The sequence below is a fragment of the Paraburkholderia sp. BCC1885 genome (assembly GCF_900996235.1).
In the GTDB taxonomy this organism is placed as follows: Bacteria; Pseudomonadota; Gammaproteobacteria; order Burkholderiales; family Burkholderiaceae; genus Paraburkholderia.
This window is the reverse complement of the sequence record NZ_CAAJGM010000088.1, coordinates 106206-121819: the sequence shown is the minus strand read 5'-3', so window position 1 is coordinate 121819 and position 15614 is coordinate 106206. Positions and strand designations below refer to the sequence as shown.

13 protein-coding genes are annotated in these 15614 nt (G+C 63.6%); 3 read left to right on the top strand and 10 right to left on the bottom strand.

The features are described from left to right. Nucleotides 1-31 precede the first annotated feature (31 nt). From FQ755_RS07395 to katE, 6 genes are all read right to left on the bottom strand, one after another. A complete protein-coding gene (locus tag FQ755_RS07395) occupies nt 32-1057 on the bottom strand; it encodes a sulfonate ABC transporter substrate-binding protein (protein ID WP_144152642.1) in 1026 nt (341 codons plus the stop codon). A 185-nt stretch (nt 1058-1242) separates the two neighbouring features. Continuing rightward, nucleotides 1243-2370, bottom strand: coding sequence for a hybrid sensor histidine kinase/response regulator (locus FQ755_RS07390; RefSeq protein ID WP_144152640.1), 1128 nt, complete (start codon nt 2368-2370; stop codon nt 1243-1245). Nucleotides 2371-2379: 9 nt separating this feature from the next. Further along, complete coding sequence (locus FQ755_RS07385; RefSeq protein ID WP_144152638.1) at nt 2380-3024, bottom strand: chemotaxis protein CheB; 645 nt, start codon at nt 3022-3024, stop codon at nt 2380-2382. A 75-nt stretch (nt 3025-3099) separates the two neighbouring features. Then, nucleotides 3100-3954, bottom strand: coding sequence for a CheR family methyltransferase (locus FQ755_RS07380; protein WP_144152636.1), 855 nt, complete (start codon nt 3952-3954; stop codon nt 3100-3102). Between the two features lie 18 nt (nt 3955-3972). Then, a complete protein-coding gene (locus FQ755_RS07375) occupies nt 3973-7584 on the bottom strand; it encodes a response regulator (RefSeq protein ID WP_144152634.1) in 3612 nt (1203 codons plus the stop codon). A 198-nt stretch (nt 7585-7782) separates the two neighbouring features. Then, the gene (gene katE, locus FQ755_RS07370; RefSeq protein ID WP_144152632.1) at nt 7783-9903 is read right to left on the bottom strand and encodes a catalase HPII; all 2121 of its coding nucleotides are present in this window, start codon (nt 9901-9903) and stop codon (nt 7783-7785) included. A gap of 247 nt (nt 9904-10150) precedes the next feature. On the opposite strand from katE, the gene FQ755_RS07365 reads away from it, so the two are divergent. Together FQ755_RS07365 and FQ755_RS07360 are read left to right on the top strand one after the other, a co-directional pair. Beyond that, the gene (locus FQ755_RS07365) at nt 10151-10531 is read left to right on the top strand and encodes a hypothetical protein (RefSeq protein ID WP_144152630.1); all 381 of its coding nucleotides are present in this window, start codon (nt 10151-10153) and stop codon (nt 10529-10531) included. 83 nt (nt 10532-10614) lie between these two features. Continuing rightward, nucleotides 10615-10815, top strand: a complete 201-nt coding sequence (locus FQ755_RS07360) for a hypothetical protein (protein WP_144152628.1) — start codon at nt 10615-10617, stop codon at nt 10813-10815. Nucleotides 10816-11063: 248 nt separating this feature from the next. Here the strand turns inward: FQ755_RS07360 and FQ755_RS07355 are convergent, their stop codons facing one another. Further along, nucleotides 11064-11267, bottom strand: coding sequence for a hypothetical protein (locus FQ755_RS07355; protein WP_144152626.1), 204 nt, complete (start codon nt 11265-11267; stop codon nt 11064-11066). Nucleotides 11268-11533: 266 nt separating this feature from the next. Further along, nucleotides 11534-11803 carry a hypothetical protein gene (locus FQ755_RS07350; protein WP_144152625.1) on the bottom strand — a complete coding sequence of 90 codons (270 nt, stop codon included), beginning with the start codon at nt 11801-11803 and terminating at the stop codon, nt 11534-11536. Between the two features lie 1013 nt (nt 11804-12816). Here FQ755_RS07350 and FQ755_RS07345 point away from each other — a divergent pair. Then, entirely contained in the window at nt 12817-13299 is a 483-nt protein-coding gene (locus FQ755_RS07345; RefSeq protein WP_144152623.1) for a hypothetical protein, read from the top strand. 168 nt (nt 13300-13467) lie between these two features. On the opposite strand, the gene FQ755_RS07340 is transcribed toward FQ755_RS07345, so the two are convergent. Then, nucleotides 13468-14340 (bottom strand): MipA/OmpV family protein, encoded by an 873-nt coding sequence (locus tag FQ755_RS07340; RefSeq protein ID WP_144152621.1) that lies wholly within the window; start codon nt 14338-14340, stop codon nt 13468-13470. Nucleotides 14341-14662: 322 nt separating this feature from the next. Continuing rightward, nucleotides 14663-15589: a LysR family transcriptional regulator gene (locus FQ755_RS07335; protein WP_144152619.1), complete on the bottom strand. Its 927-nt coding sequence runs from the start codon at nt 15587-15589 to the stop codon at nt 14663-14665. Between the last annotated feature and the right edge of the window lie 25 nt (nt 15590-15614).

Sequence of the window (15614 nt, the reverse complement as noted above, 5' to 3'; positions counted from 1 at the left end):
GCCGGGATGCCGCCCGCTCCACTTGCACCGTTTAGCCGACGTTATTCCAGCGCGCGTCCGCGACAGTCAGCTTCTTCGGAATCAGCTTGAGGTCGGTGAAGGTGTCGGCGATCTGCTGCTGGTAGGCGAGCGTGGCGTCCGTGATCGACTGCACGCCGTAACCGGTGCGCCCCAGCGCGAGTTCGAGCGTGGCCGCATCGAGTCCGACGAGCGGCGACAACTGGGCCGCCACGGCGGAAACATTGTTACGCCCCCGCTGGTCGACCTGGTTCAACTCGTCGAGCAAGGTATGCAGCACTTGCGGCTGGGCGTCGGCAAACTTGCGGGCCGAAACGTAATACTGGGTGTTGCGCACGAGGTTTTCGCCGTCGGTCAAGATGCGCGCATTCGCCTGACGCTGAATCGCCGCCAGATACGGATCCCAGATCACCCACGCGTCGACGCTGCGCTGGACGAAGGCGGCGCGGGCGTCGGCGGGCGTGAGATAGATCGGCTGGATATCCGTGTAGGTCAGACCGGCGCGCTGCAGCGCCTTCACCAGCAGATAGTGCACATTCGAACCGCGATTGAGCGCGACCTTCTTGCCGCGCAGATCGGCCACCGTGCGGATCGGCGAATCCTGCTGCACGACGAGCGCCTCGCCCTTGGGCGCGGGCGGTTCGTTGCCGATGTAGACGAAATCGACCCCGCCCGCCTGAGCAAAGATAGGCGGCGTCTCGCCGACCGTGCCGACATCCACGGCGCCCGCATTCAGTCCTTCCAGCAATTGCGGGCCGGCCGGAAACTCCAGCCACTGCACGCCGACGCCCTGCTGGGCCAGCCGCTTTTCGAGCGTGCCGCGCGCCTTCAGGACAACGAAGTTACCGTATTTCTGAAAACCGACGCGCAGCGTCCGGGCATTTCCCTGCGCCAGCGCGGCGGAACTCGACAGCAGCGCCCCTGCGCCACCGGCCATGACGGCCCCCGTCCCCACTGCCACCGCCGCGGCGGCCTTCAGCAGCGTGCGGCGGCCGGAATCGACCTGCGCTCCGGGCGTGGAATGTTCTGATGAAGCCATGTGTGTCCTTCGCATGTTCGTGATGGGTTGTACCGCCGCAAGCGGACGGACCATCGCGGGGCGATGACTAGAATAAGGACGCACCGGCAGGATGCGAACCAATCATTGCGCATATGCAAAGCACAGCGGGTGGGAAAGACGGCAATCTTCAAACCACGGCCGGAAAATCCGCCCGGCCGTCGAGCTTAACGCCCGCTCAGCGAACCGCGTCCGCGCACCGGCGTGCGCGGCAGTTCCATGGCGAACACCGTGCCCTGCTTCTCATCCGAGCGCACGCCCACTTCGCCGCCGTGCATATGGACGATTTCACGCACGATATGCAGCCCCAGCCCGAGCCCTTCGCGCGGCCGCCCGCCGACGCTGCTGGCCCCGAACGCCTTGAACAGATGCGGCACGACCTCGGCGGGAATCACGCCACGGTTGGTGACGCTCAGCAGGATCCGCTCGCCCGCTTCCGCCTTGACCCGCACCACGATGCTGCCGCCCGCCTCGCCGTGCTGCAGTGCGTTGTTGATCAGGTTCGAAATGGCCTGCCACAGCAGGTCGGTATCCCAGCGGCCCGCCGTGTCGCCCTCGCACTCGTAGACGATTTGCTGCGCGCCCGGATGGGTGGCGAATTCGTCGATCACGGATTTGCATAGCGTCGCCAGTTCCGTGGAGCGCGGTTGCAGATGCAGCCGGCCACCTTGCAGACGCGCGAGATTCAGCAACTGATCGACCATCCGCGCCATGCGCAGCGAACTGCTCTTGATACGCGCGGCGGTGGTCGTCACCTGGTCGCCGGCATCGACGCGCATCAGATATTCCGCCGACGACAGCACGGCGCCGAGCGGCGTGCGCAGGTCGTGGCTGAGCACGGCCATCAGCATTTCGTTGGCCTCCAGCATCTGGCGCGTGGTCACCAGTTGCGCGGCCAGTTGACGCTTTTGCTGCTCCAGTTGCACGAACACATCCACCTTCGATTGCAGGATGCGCGAGTCGTAAGGCTTGTAGAGAAAATCCACCGCGCCGGCTTCGTAGCCCCGGAAGGTGCGCGAAGCGTCCTGCGCGGTCGCCGTCAGAAAGATGATCGGCACGTGCGAGGTGCGCGGACTGCCGCGCATCAGCGAGGCCAGTTCGAAGCCGTTCATGCCGGGCATGTTGACGTCGAGGATGGCCAGCGCCACCTCGTGCTTGAGCAGCAGATCGAGCGCGGCCGTCCCGGAGTCGGCCACCAGCAGCGTGATGTCCGGCCCGCTCAGCGACGCCTCGAGCGCCGTGATGTTATGCGCGATGTCGTCGACGATGAGAATGTTGACAGAGGAATTCGTCATGGCATCGGGTCAGGAATCATGTTCGGTAAAGGCCGGCAGTCGGGCAAGACGACGGGCAATGATAGAGGGAGACAGGATTTCGTCGACGGCGCCGCGTTCGATGGCGGCACGCGGCATTTCCGGCGAGGCGGCGGTTTCGGGCGTTTGCACCCAGACGGTCCCGCCCGCGGCGCGCACGCTTTCGAGACCCCGCACGCCGTCTTCGTTGGCGCCCGAGAGCAGAACAGCCAGCATGCGTTCACGATACAGCCACGCGGCCGATTCGAACATGACGTCGATCGACGGCCGCGAGTAGCGCACGGCCGCCTCGGTGGAAAGCGCCACCGTGCGGTTATCCTCCACCAGCATGTGATAGCCCGGCGGCGCCACATAGACATGGCCGCCGGCAATCCGTTCGCCGGCATCCGGTTCGACCACCGGCAAGGCGCAGCGATGACTGAAACTCTCCACCAGATAACTCGGCGGATCGGGCGGCAGATGCACCACGATCATGACGGCCGCGGCGAAATCGCCGGGCAACGCGCTCAGCAGTTCGTTCAGCACATCGATCCCGCCCGCCGAGGCGCCGAGCGCCACCAGCTCGAACGCGCGCGACCGCGCCGGGTCGGCCTCGCGCCCGACGGCAGGTGTGGCGGTGGGACGGATGGAACCCATAGTGGCTTGCGTCGATATCAACTGGGATTGCAGGGTTGGCGGATTGGGCCGGGCCGCACCGGCATGGCGCTCATGTTAACGCTTCTGGTAAATGCGCTCGTGCGGACAAAATTCGTCGAACGCTTCGTGCTGGCTCGAGAACCGCAAACTCTCCTTGCTGCCAAGACCGAGAAAGCCGCGCCGCACCAAAGCGCGCTGAAACAGGCCGAGCGCGCGATCCTGCAAGGCCCGGTCGAAATAGATCATAACGTTACGGCATGACACGAGGTGCGCTTCGAGAAACACCTCGTCGGTCGAGAGGCTGTGATCCGCGAAGACGACGCGCCCTTTCAGCGCGCCGGCAAACCGCGCCCCGCCATACGCCGCATGATAGTAGTCCGAGAGCGAGCGCTTGCCGCCCGCGGCCAGATAGTTTTGCGAGAACCCGGCAATCCGGTCGAGCGCATAGATGCCGGATTCGGCACGCGCCAGCGCATCGGGATTGATGTCAGTGGCGTAAAAAAGCGTGCGCTCGGTGAGGCCCACTTCGTCGAACAGAATCTTCAGCGACCACAATTCCTCGCCCGTGCTGCAGCCCGCCACCCAGACCTTGATGGACGGATAGGTCTGCAACACCGGCATGACCTGCTGGCGCAACGCCAGAAAATAGGCCGGATCGCGGAACATGTCGCTGACCTGCACCGTCAGGTACTGAAACAGGCGGGCGAAATCGGCGCCGTTGCGCATGATGCGATCCTGCAACTGCGACAAGGTGCCGAGGCCGAATTCGTCGAGCGCCTGGGTCAGGCGGCGGCGCAGCGACGACATCGCGTAATGGCGGAAGTCGTGCTGATATTTCAGGTAGATCGCTTCGAGCAACAGCTTGAGTTCGATGTCGAAATCGCTGATGCGCGGAGCGCGCGGTTCGGGCGCGGTCGGGGTGGTCTTCATCGTCTGGATTCTCTGCGGCTAGTGCTGGCGCAGCCAGACGCGGCACAAGGCGACGAGCTTGTCGACGTCGATCGGCTTCGAGATGTAGTCGTCCGCGCCGGCTTCGAGACAGCGCACCCGGTCGTTCGCCATCGCCTTTGCGGTCAACGCGATGATCGGCAAATGCGCAAAGCGCGGATTGCGGCGGATCTCGGCCATCGCGGTCAGGCCATCCATCTCCGGCATCATGATGTCCATCAGCACCAGGTCGACATCGGGATGCTCCTCCAGCAGATCCAGTGCTTCGCGGCCGTTGCGGGCAATCTGCAGTTTCGCGCCGAGCGGCTCGATCACGTGCGACAGCGCAAAAATATTGCGCACGTCGTCTTCCGCCAGCAGGATGCTGCGGCCTTCGAAGGCGTTGTCGCGCTGCCGCACGGTGCGCAGCATGCGCTGCTGCTCCGGAGCGAGCGACGATTCCACGCTATGCAGGAACAGCGTGACTTCGTCGAGCAGACGTTCGGGCGATTTCGCGCCCTTGATGATGATCGACTTCGAATAGCGGCGCAGCCGGTGCTCTTCTTCGCTGGAGAGCATCCGGCCGGTATAGACGATCACCGGCAACGCCAGATGGGCGGCGTCGAGCGCCATGCGTTCGAGCAGGTCGTAGCCGGTGCCGTCAGGCAGCGCGAGGTCGGTCACGACGCAGTCGAAGTTGCCGGCGGCCAGTTCCTCGAATGCGCTCGCGAGCGTGGCGACGGCGACGATCTCCGTGTTTTCGCTTTGCAGCAGCGCGCGGATGCTTTCGCGCATGGGCGGATCGTCCTCGATCACCAGCACGCGTTTGAGGCGCTGCTGCAACCGTGCTTCGAGACGGCGGATGGCCGCTTCGAGTGTCGAGCGCGCGGTCGGCTTGAGCGTGTAGCCGATCGCCCCGAGATGCAGCGCCTTGTCGGCGTGGTCCGTCGCCGAGACGATATGGATCGGGATGTGGCGCGTGAGCGGATCGTTCTTCAGCCATTCGAGCACGGTCAGGCCCGAACGGTCCGGTAAGCCCACGTCGAGCAGCACGGCTGCGGGCCGCATGTCGCGCACGAGTGCCACGCCGCTGGCGGCGTCGGTGGCGTGCAGGAAATCGAAGTCGAGTTCATGGGCCAGGTCGCGCAGAATCTCGGCGAACGGGATGTCGTCCTCGATTGCCAGAATCAGCCGGCTGCCGCGCGCGCGCTCGTAGCGGTCGTCGCCGATCGGCGCGCCGCCGCTCAGTTCCTCGCCGCCATGGCGGGCGCCCGCTTCGGCGGAAGATGGCGCCGGCTGGAATACGGCGGTATGGGCCGGGTTCGCGGTGGTGGTCGCCTGGGCCGGGGCGGACGGTGACGAGGCATGCTGCGCCACGACCGTGGACATGGCGTTGGACACATCGTACGAAGCGCGCCGGGCGGCGTCTGCCGCGGCATCAGCCATGGCGCCCGATTCCGCGCGCGCCACGTTGGCGGCCACCGCAGCGGTCGCATCGAGCGGCAACCACAGCGTGAAGACGCTGCCCTTGCCCAGCTCGCTCGCCACGCCGATGCGCCCGCCCAGGAGCCGGGCGAATTCGCGCGAAATCGACAGGCCAAGACCGCTGCCGCCGTAATGCCGGCTGGTGGAACCGTCGGCCTGCTGGAAGGCTTCGAAAATCATCTCCAGCTTGTCCGGCGCAATGCCGATGCCGGAGTCGCGCACTTCGAAGCGCAGCATGCCGTCTTCGGCCGGCGCCACGCTCAGCGACACCCCGCCGCGCTGGGTGAATTTCACCGCGTTCGACAGCAGATTGCGCAAGACCTGCACGGCGCGCTGACTGTCGGTGACGATCATCTCCGGCACGCCCGGCGCCCGCTCGAAGGTCAGCGAAAGATGCTTGGCGGCGGCCATCGGCGTAAAGGTCTCGCGCAGCGACTGCAAGGTGGCGTCGAGCGAGACGGTTTCGAGTTCGATGCTGACCTGTCCCGCCTCGACCTTCGACAGATCGAGAATGTCGTTGATCAGCACCAGCAGGTCGCTATTGGATGCGTGAATCGTTTCCGCATAACGCACCTGCTCTTCACTGAGGTTGCCGGTGCGGTTCTGCTGCAGCAGTTTGGCGAGGATCAGCGAGCTGTTCAGCGGCGTGCGCAACTCGTGCGACATGTTGGCGAGGAACTCGGACTTGTAGCGGCTCGACTGTTCGAGCCGCGCCGCGTTGGCCGCCAGATCGTCCTGAGCGCGCAACAGGTCGGCCTTTTGCCGCTCCAGACGCTGCGCATATTCTTCGAGCTGCACGTTGGTCTGTTCGAGTTCGGCCTGCTGGTTTTCCAGCCGCGCCTGCGAATCCATCAGCGCGCGGCCGCGTTCTTCCAGGCCCTCGTTCGAGACGCGCAGTTCTTCCTGCTGGACCTGCAATTCTTCGTTCAGCTGCTGCATCTCGACGAGCGCATCCTGCAGACGCTCGCGATACAGCGCCGCCTCGAGAAAATCGCCCATGCCGCCGGCGATCAGTTGCAGCAGTTCATGGTCGCGTTCGACGAGCTCGCGGATAAAGCCGAGTTCGATCACGCCGTTGACCGCGCCGTCATTCTCGATGGGCACGACCACCAGGTTGCGCGGCGGGCTCGTGCCGAGGCCCGAGACGACCTTCACGTAGTCGTCGGGCACGTCACGCAGCAGGATGGTGCGGCGCGTCAACGCGGCCTGGCCGATCAGGCTTTCGTCGCTCTGGAAATGCTGCGACGCCTGTTCGCTTTCCTCGCTGAAACCGTAGCTGGCGATGCGCTGCAGCGTGCCGGTTTCCTTGTCGCGCACATACAGCGCCGCCACCGCGGCATCCAGATACTGCGCCAGAAAATCGAGCATGGCGCGGCCGACGAGCGCCGGCGTGGATTGCCCCACCACCTTCTCGGCCAGCAGCCGCTGCCCGGAGCGCAGCCAGACCTGCTGCTGGAGAATTTCGGTCTGCTCGTCCTGTTGACGCAGCACGCCGTCGTATGAGGCGGACAGGTCGAGCAGTTCGCGCCGCCCGCGCCAGGCCAGAAAAGCGCTGACCACGAGGCTAAAGAACAGGAATACGCCCACCAGCACGGTGGTGACATTGCGCGTCGCAATGGAACGCTCGCGGCGCAGAACCAGTTCCACGTCGAGGAAATCGCCGAACACGCGGCGGGTTTCGTCGAAGGCGATCTTGCTGCGCGTGGTGGCGGCTTCGAGGTCGTAGGGCTGGTTTCTGCGCCGCAGATCGATCATCTGCTGCGTGTCTTTGTCCCACAGGCTTTGCGTGGCCTCGATACGCCGGAGGCGGTCGACCTGGGGCGGATTGTCCGCCACCAGTTCCGCCAACGAGGCGATCTCGGCTTCGAAGCGCGGTTTGCCCAGCTCATAGGGCGAAAGCACGCTCTCGTCGCCGGTGATCAGAAAGCCGCGCATGGACGACTCGCGGTCCACTGCCAGCCGGAGGATTTCGTTGGCGCTGCCGATCACGCGTTCCGAGTGCTCGGCCCAGCTCAGCGTATTCACGAGGTACGCGATCAGCGCGACGAACAGTGCGGCCGTCAACACGCCCATGCCCAACGGCACCGCGATGTTGCGACGGATGATGCGGCGGAACTGGTCTTGCTCGACAGCGGTGAAGGCAGGCATTTTTTTCTGGATTTCGTCTGGTCAGTTTGCTCGGTTCGGCAATTTCGACTGAGGGTCTGCCGCTTGGAACAGCGCGTCCGGTCGGCCTTCGCGACGCGCGACGGCACGTATCATACAGCGTGTGCCGTCGTTCGTTCCAATGCGCCTTGCTTCAAGCCTGGCCGGCCGGACAACGCCGGGCATCGTGGCGGTGACGCGTTACGCCGGCACCGACTCCGCCTGCGCCTGCCGCGACCACACGCGATGCTGTTCCGCCGCCGCGACGAACGCCTTCATGACCTCGGCAAGCTCTTTGTCGTCGCCGCTCGCTACTCCATCCGCGTCGGCCGGCAGATGCGCCGCCGCGAGCACGTCACGGCCCGCGCCGAGCGCCGCAATCGCTTTCAGATGCTTGAAGGCTTCGAGCACGAAATGCCGTGCGTCGCCCGATTGCGCGAGCGCCTTCGCCCCGGCCTCGCCGCCCACCACCACGATGGCATCGAACATGATCGACGGCATGCCGGCGATCGTCGCGTCGGGCTGCAGCGAGCCGATCGCCGCCAGCGACGGCGCGATCAGCAGCGCCGTGGCGCCTTCGTCGTGCAGCGCTTTCTGCAGCTTGCCGATCATGCCGACGTCCGAACCGGGCGCGGCCAGCAAGGCGATCTTGCAGGTCTTGATACCCGGCTTCACACGGTTGAGCAGACTCAAGGCGGGCGAAGTCTCCGGCTTCGCCGCGCTGGGTGCGCTGCCTTTCTTCGGCGCGGGCAAGCCGAGACCGGCTGCCACTTCAGCCGCGAGATCCGCATCGAAATTGGCCAGAATCTGGTTGACGACGCGCTCGCGGATCTCCGGCTTCGTCACCTTGCCGAGTTCAAACTGATACGCCGCGCTGATATGCGCCTTTTCGACCACGGACATGCTGCGATAGAACAGCGCCGCCTGCGAGAAATGATCGGCGAACGAGTCGCTGCGCACGCGAATCTTCTCGCCGTCGACGCGCTCGTGATAGCTCTCGAAGCCGCCGTCGGCCGCGGCCGGTTCGGTTTCCTTCGGCCAGCCGCCGTTCAGCGAATTCGGTTCATACGATGCCTGTCCGACGTTGATCGCCTGACGATGCATCGCGTCGCGCTGGTTATTCTGAAACGCGCACACCGGACGGTTGATCGGAATCTCATGGAAATTCGGGCCGCCCAGACGGCTGATCTGCGTGTCGGTGTAGGAGAAAAGCCGCCCCTGCAACAACGGATCGTTGCTGAAGTCGATGCCGGGCACGACATGCCCCGGATGGAACGCCACCTGTTCCGTCTCGGCGAAGAAGTTGTCCGGATTGCGGTTGAGCGTCATCTTCCCGATGATCTGCACCGGCACCATTTCCTCGGGAATCAGCTTGGTGGGATCGAGCAGGTCGAAGGGGAAGCTGTGTTCGTCCTGCTCTTCGATGATCTGCACGCCGAGTTCGAATTCCGGAAAATCGCCGCGCTCGATGGCTTCCCACAGGTCGCGCCGGTGGAAGTCCGGATCTTTGCCGGCGAGTTTCTGCGCTTCGTCCCACAGCAGCGAATACGAGCCCAGCACGGGGCGCCAGTGAAACTTGACGAAACGCCCCTTGCCCGCCGCGTTGACGAAGCGGAACGTGTGGATGCCGAAGCCTTCCATGGTGCGCAGGCTGCGCGGAATCGCGCGGTCCGACATGGTCCATAGCACCATGTGCGCGGATTCCGGCACGAGCGAGACGAAATCCCAGAAGGTGTCGTGGGCCGAGCCGCCGGTGGGCATTTCGTTCGGCGCTTCCGGTTTGACGGCGTGGACGAAGTCCGGAAACTTGATGGCGTCCTGGATGAAGAACACCGGCATGTTATTGCCCACCAGGTCGTAATTGCCTTCCTGTGTGTAGAACTTGACGGCAAAACCACGCACGTCGCGCACGGTGTCGGCCGATCCGCGCGGCCCCTGCACCGTCGAAAACCGCACGTAGACCGGCGTCTGCACAGCCGGGTCCTGCAGGAAGGCGGCCTTGGTGTATTCGCCAAGCGGTTTGTAGACCTGGAACACGCCGTGAGCGGCCGAGCCGCGCGCATGCACGATGCGCTCGGGAATCCGTTCGTGGTCGAAGTGCGTGATCTTTTCACGCATGATGAAATCTTCGAGCAGCGACGGGCCGCGCGCGCCGGCGCGCAAGCTGTTCTGGTTATCGGCGATCTTCACGCCCTGATTGGTCCTGAGCGCTTCGCCGTCGGGGCGCAAGCGGAACTGTTCGAGATCGTTGGACTTCGCGTCGGTATGAGCGGGCGCTGCGGCGCTGGCCGCGGCTTGCCGGTGGTTCGATTTACCTGCCATGGAAGACTCCCTTACGTTCAGCGCCGCCGGGCAAAACGCCGGCTCGACGCCAGCCGGAAAGCAGCAAGGGTTGTTCCCACGGGGACTGCGGTGGCCGGGTCTGCGGCCCGCTTTGTAGCCAGCTTCGTAGGCTGTTCCGTCGCCCGCCCGTGGCCTGCCCCCGTAGCCGCCTGCCAGGGTAATTCTCGGATTGTACAAATACCTGTATGGATGTACAGTGTTTTTGATCCTCTTTCCTGGAGAACACATGCTGCGATTTCTGAGCGTGGGCGCGCTGCTGCTCGCGGTGACATCCACCGCCGCTGCGGGTGAGCATTACGTGGAAGTCTGGAATCCGCCCGAAGCGCGCATCGGGCATCCCGCCCGTCCGTGCAAGCCCAAGATGCGCAAAACGGCACTGCCGGCGCATGGTATGAGCAAGGTTGGGACGCGCCGGGTCGCTGATCTGCCGGCTGGTTCTCTGGCTAATGCGCTGACCAAGACCTCGGCGGCCAAACATGGTGCGGGGGATGCGGCGAAGAAAGTAACGAGCCCGCGTTTTATCGACATTCCGCGCATTCTCACGCCGGAAGGCAATGTGCTGCAGGTGAGCACCGGTGGTCGCGCGTCTGTCCATGTGGTGCGATGATACGAATAGCAGACGGCCCCTCAGCGGCGCCGTCAGGGGACAGTGGCGCGGTTCATGGCTTTGTGGCCGGCATGCAGACAAACATGGAAGCTGAAATTTACCAGGGCTACGCGATCTGGGGCCACGCCATCGTGCAGGGCGACGGATACGCGGCGAGCGGCACCATCACCCGCGGCAACAAGCTCGTGGAAGGCTCGGGTGTGCTCGGCATCTTCGAGACCGACGAGGAAGCACGTTTGGTCGGCCTCGCCTGGGCGCGGGCCTGGGTCGATAGCCACGGGTAGCGGCTGGTTCATCAGCGCGTCGTATCAGGGCTTCGTCAAGCGCTGATCGTAGCGCCTGGCGGTTCAGCAGGCTCCCCTTCATACCGCCAGCGATGCTCTCGTGGCGAACATCCAGGCGCCCATCGCCGCCGGGGCCGAAGTGCATCGCGGCAGCCTCCTGACTATGAATCTGCGAGAGGCGCACCACCGAGACATACCACGCGAGACGGCACGCGGGATCACGCATAGCCCATCTTTTCGAAACCCAATCAGCCAATGATTGAGCCGCCGATCCGCGACGATCGGGTCCGGTTCGCAGCATCCAAGGTTCTCTCGCTTGCAGGGAGTGGATCGACCACGCCAGAATCCGCCGACGGATGCGAAGTAACCGCCTTTACGCCGTTTTCGATTCCAGGCGCGGCGACATAGGGGATGAATGCTGCGACGGCAACGACCACGACAAAAGTAAACATGGCTGCCAGCCTCCCGATTTCCAGGGTTGGGGGATGCCCGCGAAGAACTTCTCGCCGAACATTCCGGTCCACCGCCTGGCAATGGCGAGCATCCGAAAGCCGCGTCTCGCCCGAGGCCATTGCGTCCATCGCCCACTCAGGATGGCGGCATGCGTCACCCTGCACTTCGAATGGTTGCTGTCGTTGCTGTTGATGTGCTGTCGCTGAATTTCGCGGGTCTATCCGCTGCAGTCCTTTCCGATTTTAGGCACGAATGAGACACAGCGTTAGCGCCGTATCAGTGCGAACGCATCTTTGCCCGAATAGCCCATGAAGTTATCGATCAACAGCAACAGGTCGGCCTCGCCGGGACGCGTGCCCCAGCGACTGTGACCGGAAATCGACGCAATCGCAAACCACGAATGCGGCGGAAACCATTCGGCGTGCACGGTGCGCCCGCCGATAATGCGCAGACGCCCGGTGTCGCACAGATACTCGGCGCGAACCGTTTCCCCATCCACCACTTTGCTGGCCGTAATAGGTGCGGACTCAAACATGATGTCCTCCCGTTTTTTCACCTCTCCCTGACCTTCGCGCATAACAAGGCAAGTTTTATGCCGAATCGGTCAACTGCCCTGACTACGGGCTTTTGCTCAATCACCGGTTTTAGGGCTGCATGCTTGTGCGGCGAACTCACCTGTGTCATGCGCCAAATCGAGCGCTGCGGCACCGGTTCGGTGCGCATGCAGCTTTTACTGAATTTCCGCAAGCACATCACCATTTAATATGTTTTCCTAACTAAATAGCGAGCCAGCGGAAACTAGAAATTTCGAACGGCTCGATTGCGAAAATATGGACGTATATATCAGGAGAATCCCGCACGCGCAGCCGCGCGGGCAATGCCCTCGCTGCACGCAATTCGCCGAACTGCACGGCCAAATCCCCTCGTTTCGCCGGATCGGTTTCGCCGGTTTATCCCTACACTGGTTTCCATGGGCACGACGCAGCACCGAGCCCATACGCGGTCTTCCCCCGCGTTGTTTGACCGTACCACCAGCAGTCCGTAGAGCAGTACCGGTAGCCGCCGTAGGAGATGCAGTCCATTCAAGCGTTATGCAGCAAGCAGCAAATGGTAATCAGCACAGCAGTCCGCAACATGCAGTTGCAATACCGCAATACCGAAGCGCCATAGCATCACATGCAATAAAAGCAACAGGGGTTTGCAGCAAAGCGAAGGTGAAGGACCACGTTTCAGGCAGTTTAAAGTTTCAGGTAGTTTGAAGTGCAACAGCGTTGTTGTGATGGGAACAGGTCGGCATGCTCCACGCGCCTGTGCGACTCTTCCGTCCTGTCAGGCCCTGTCCCTAGCGGGACGGGGCTTTTTTTCGGGCTCTCAGCCATCTTTTCGTAACAGACTCTTTCAGCGCCCCGAAATTTAAGCCTATCTTAATTGTCGCTTGCGATGATAAGCACAGGACGCATATGAGAGCTTGCTTTTATCCCGCCGATGCCCCGCATACCAGGAGCGTCGCTGGCGGGCCGAGCGTTACAGAACGAGGTTGAAACCGTCATGCCCAATAAATCGCCAAGCCGCAAGCGCAACCAGCCGGCCATGTCGCCCCTGCTGCGCGCCCTCACTTTCAGCCGGGCCGCACACGAACCCGTGACGCAGGCCATGCTCCTGCAATGCTACACGGCGCTCGACGCGTTTAGCCGCGGCCACGGCTCGCGGGATCTGTTCATGACTCTGGGACGGCATTTCCTGGTGTCGGAGGAACTCTGCCGTCTCGGACTCGAACCGGACGGACTAGATTACGTGGAAAGCGCGCACGCCGCGATGGTCGAGTTGGACGCCGCCGAGCATGACGCCGGCGGCTGGACCATCGGCGAGGACGCCTATCTGCGTCTGTGCGCCGCGCTTTCGATTCTGGATGCGCAGCTGTCTGCTGCATCGCTCGAAATGATCGCCCGGGCAGAAACCCGCATGGTGGAAGGCCTGCTGCGCGCGGGACACAAACAGGCTGTCGCCGAAGCACCAACCACGGTCTGCTAGATTCCACAAGACGTGACGTAGCGTAACGTTCGTGGCGCGCTCGGGCGCGGGCACCGCACGATGCTCGCGCCCTCACCGTGTACAGACCACTCGCTACCATGCCCGCACACAGGGACCCGCGTGATTCAGGCAAACGAGTTTCAGACAAGCCGAATTACACGTGCGCCCTCAAAACTCGTAGTTGATCGACAGATCCAGCACGCCGTTCGACGAGCGCTGCGTAATCGGACTGCGCGCCGCACTGCCAACCAGCTGTTCGAGCGCGAAATCACACGCGGCAAACCAGTGCTTCTGAAAAAACCAGATCGCGCTGACGCCAAAGCCCGCCGACTTGAGCCCCGCGCTCGCGTGATAGTACGAATACTGGGAATTGGCCGCCTGGGTGTCATTCACACCGAACCAGCTATTCATATACTTCGAATCCGCGAAGGTCAGGCTCGGCCCGGCAAACCAGAAGAAGGTCTTCGAGCTGCCCGGCAGCGGCAGATACGCGCCGACGTCGCCGATCCAGCCATTGGAGCCGCCAAAACTGCGCCGGATATCGGCGCGCAGCACCAGCGGAAAACTTTGCGACACGACGTAGTCGGCCGCCAGCTTGAGCTCGGGCGCGGGATTGATGTCGCCGAGGCCGTGCAGATGCTCGTCGTCGTCCTGGCCGCGACGTCCCAAGTCATACGCAACCGCCAGACTGATGCGCCAGTTTTGCCCCTGCGCCACATTGGCGCCGAAGCCTTCGCCCGTCGAAGCGAAGTACAGATCGCTATAGCGGATGTCGATGCTCGGACCGCCTTCGAAGTGGTAGCGGTCCGCGCCGTCGTAGCGCGGCTGGAAGGCCGCGGCTGCGCCCACCGCAACCTGCCAGGTGGGAATATTCGGCGCCATCATTTTTTCGAGCGGCACCCCCGCGGAATACTGCCACTCCTGTAGCGGCGCCGGCGTTTGCGCGCGGGCCGGAGCCGGCATGAAAGCGGTACCCGCGATCGCCGCGGCGGCCAGCCAAGGCGTCACGGCTGCTGTTTTTCGGTCACGGCGACGGACCATTTGCTTTATACGTCTGTTCGACACCCATCCTCCGATCGCGTTAGCCGCGAATAAGCTGATTGCCCGTCTTCCGAATCGCCACGAGGCTGTAAAGGCTGCCACGCAGACATGCCTGGGCATGTAATTTCTTCAGCGGTTCTTCGTGCTGGTCAGTCGCTGGCTGGATTCGTGAGTCGCTTTTGTGTCGCTTCCGTCTGAAGCGCGGTCGGCGGCGATCCTATTCTCCATACGACTGATCCGTAGCAGGCTCGACAATCGCAATATCCGGGCCTGATCGCTGGTCGGCATCCTCGGGGACGCACAGCCATTCCGGCCGTGACGATCATCGCGCTTTTTTCGGCGCGGCGCGTGGCGTCGACCAGCGCGCGGAGGCGGCCGCAAGGTGTTCGCGCAGGAACGCGGTGAGCGTCTGGATTGTGGTCGAGCTTTGACGGTGCTGCGGATAGACGGCATAGAGCGCCGCCGCTCCTGGCAGAAAAGGCTCGAGCACGGTGACGAGCGTCCCCGCCTCGAGCGCGGCGGAGACGATGAAATCCGGCAACCGCGCAATGCCGAGCCCGGCGATAGCGGCATCGCGAATCAGCTCGCCATTGTTCGCGCGCAGCGGTCCGTGAACCTCCACGGCCTGATGCGCGCCGTCCACCACGAAGTCCCAATTGGCCGGGCCGCCGTGGCCATACGGCAGACAGGCGTGACGCTTCAGATCGGCCGGCGCCGTGGGCGTGCCGCGCCGCCGCAGATAGTGCGGGCTGCAGCAGGCCACCATCCGCACCTCGGCGAGCTTTTGCGCGATCAGCGTCGAATCGGCCAGGGTGCCGATACGGATCGCCATGTCGAAACCTTCGCCGACCACGTCGACGATGCGATCGCTTAGCTCCATATCGAAGCGCACGTCTGGGTGCTTTTTCAGGAACATCGCCACCAGCGGCGACAGATGCGCCATGCCGAACGACATCGGCGCGCTCACCCGCAGCAGGCCATGCGGCGACGCGCGGCGCAGCGACATGGCCTGCTCCGCCTCCGCCACCTCGCCGAGAATGCGCCGCGCCCGCTCGTAGAACTCCTGGCCGAGTTCGGTAACAGCCAGCTTGCGCGTATTGCGAATCAAAAGCCGCACGCCAAGCGCCTCCTCCAGCGCCATGACGCGTCGGCTGACGAACTGCTTCGACAGCGACAGACGGCTCGCCGCGGCGGTGAAATTGTGTGCGTCGACGGTGGCGACGAAGATCCGCATGTCATCGAGTTGCATGGCGAGCCTCCCTGCGGCGCGGCCG

Excerpts from the sequence above, each read along its gene's own strand:
- FQ755_RS07395 (WP_144152642.1), bottom strand. The coding sequence starts at position 1,057 with ATGGCTTCATCAGAACATTCCACGCCCGGAGCGCAGGTCGATTCCGGC.
- FQ755_RS07390 (WP_144152640.1), bottom strand. The coding sequence starts at position 2,370 with ATGACGAATTCCTCTGTCAACATTCTCATCGTCGACGACATCGCGCAT.
- FQ755_RS07385 (WP_144152638.1), bottom strand. The coding sequence starts at position 3,024 with ATGGGTTCCATCCGTCCCACCGCCACACCTGCCGTCGGGCGCGAGGCC.
- FQ755_RS07380 (WP_144152636.1), bottom strand. The coding sequence starts at position 3,954 with ATGAAGACCACCCCGACCGCGCCCGAACCGCGCGCTCCGCGCATCAGC.
- FQ755_RS07375 (WP_144152634.1), bottom strand. The coding sequence starts at position 7,584 with ATGCCTGCCTTCACCGCTGTCGAGCAAGACCAGTTCCGCCGCATCATC.
- katE (WP_144152632.1), bottom strand. The coding sequence starts at position 9,903 with ATGGCAGGTAAATCGAACCACCGGCAAGCCGCGGCCAGCGCCGCAGCG.
- FQ755_RS07365 (WP_144152630.1), top strand. The coding sequence starts at position 10,151 with ATGCTGCGATTTCTGAGCGTGGGCGCGCTGCTGCTCGCGGTGACATCC.
- FQ755_RS07360 (WP_144152628.1), top strand. The coding sequence starts at position 10,615 with ATGGAAGCTGAAATTTACCAGGGCTACGCGATCTGGGGCCACGCCATC.
- FQ755_RS07355 (WP_144152626.1), bottom strand. The coding sequence starts at position 11,267 with ATGTTTACTTTTGTCGTGGTCGTTGCCGTCGCAGCATTCATCCCCTAT.
- FQ755_RS07350 (WP_144152625.1), bottom strand. The coding sequence starts at position 11,803 with ATGTTTGAGTCCGCACCTATTACGGCCAGCAAAGTGGTGGATGGGGAA.
- FQ755_RS07345 (WP_144152623.1), top strand. The coding sequence starts at position 12,817 with ATGCCCAATAAATCGCCAAGCCGCAAGCGCAACCAGCCGGCCATGTCG.
- FQ755_RS07340 (WP_144152621.1), bottom strand. The coding sequence starts at position 14,340 with ATGGTCCGTCGCCGTGACCGAAAAACAGCAGCCGTGACGCCTTGGCTG.
- FQ755_RS07335 (WP_144152619.1), bottom strand. The coding sequence starts at position 15,589 with ATGCAACTCGATGACATGCGGATCTTCGTCGCCACCGTCGACGCACAC.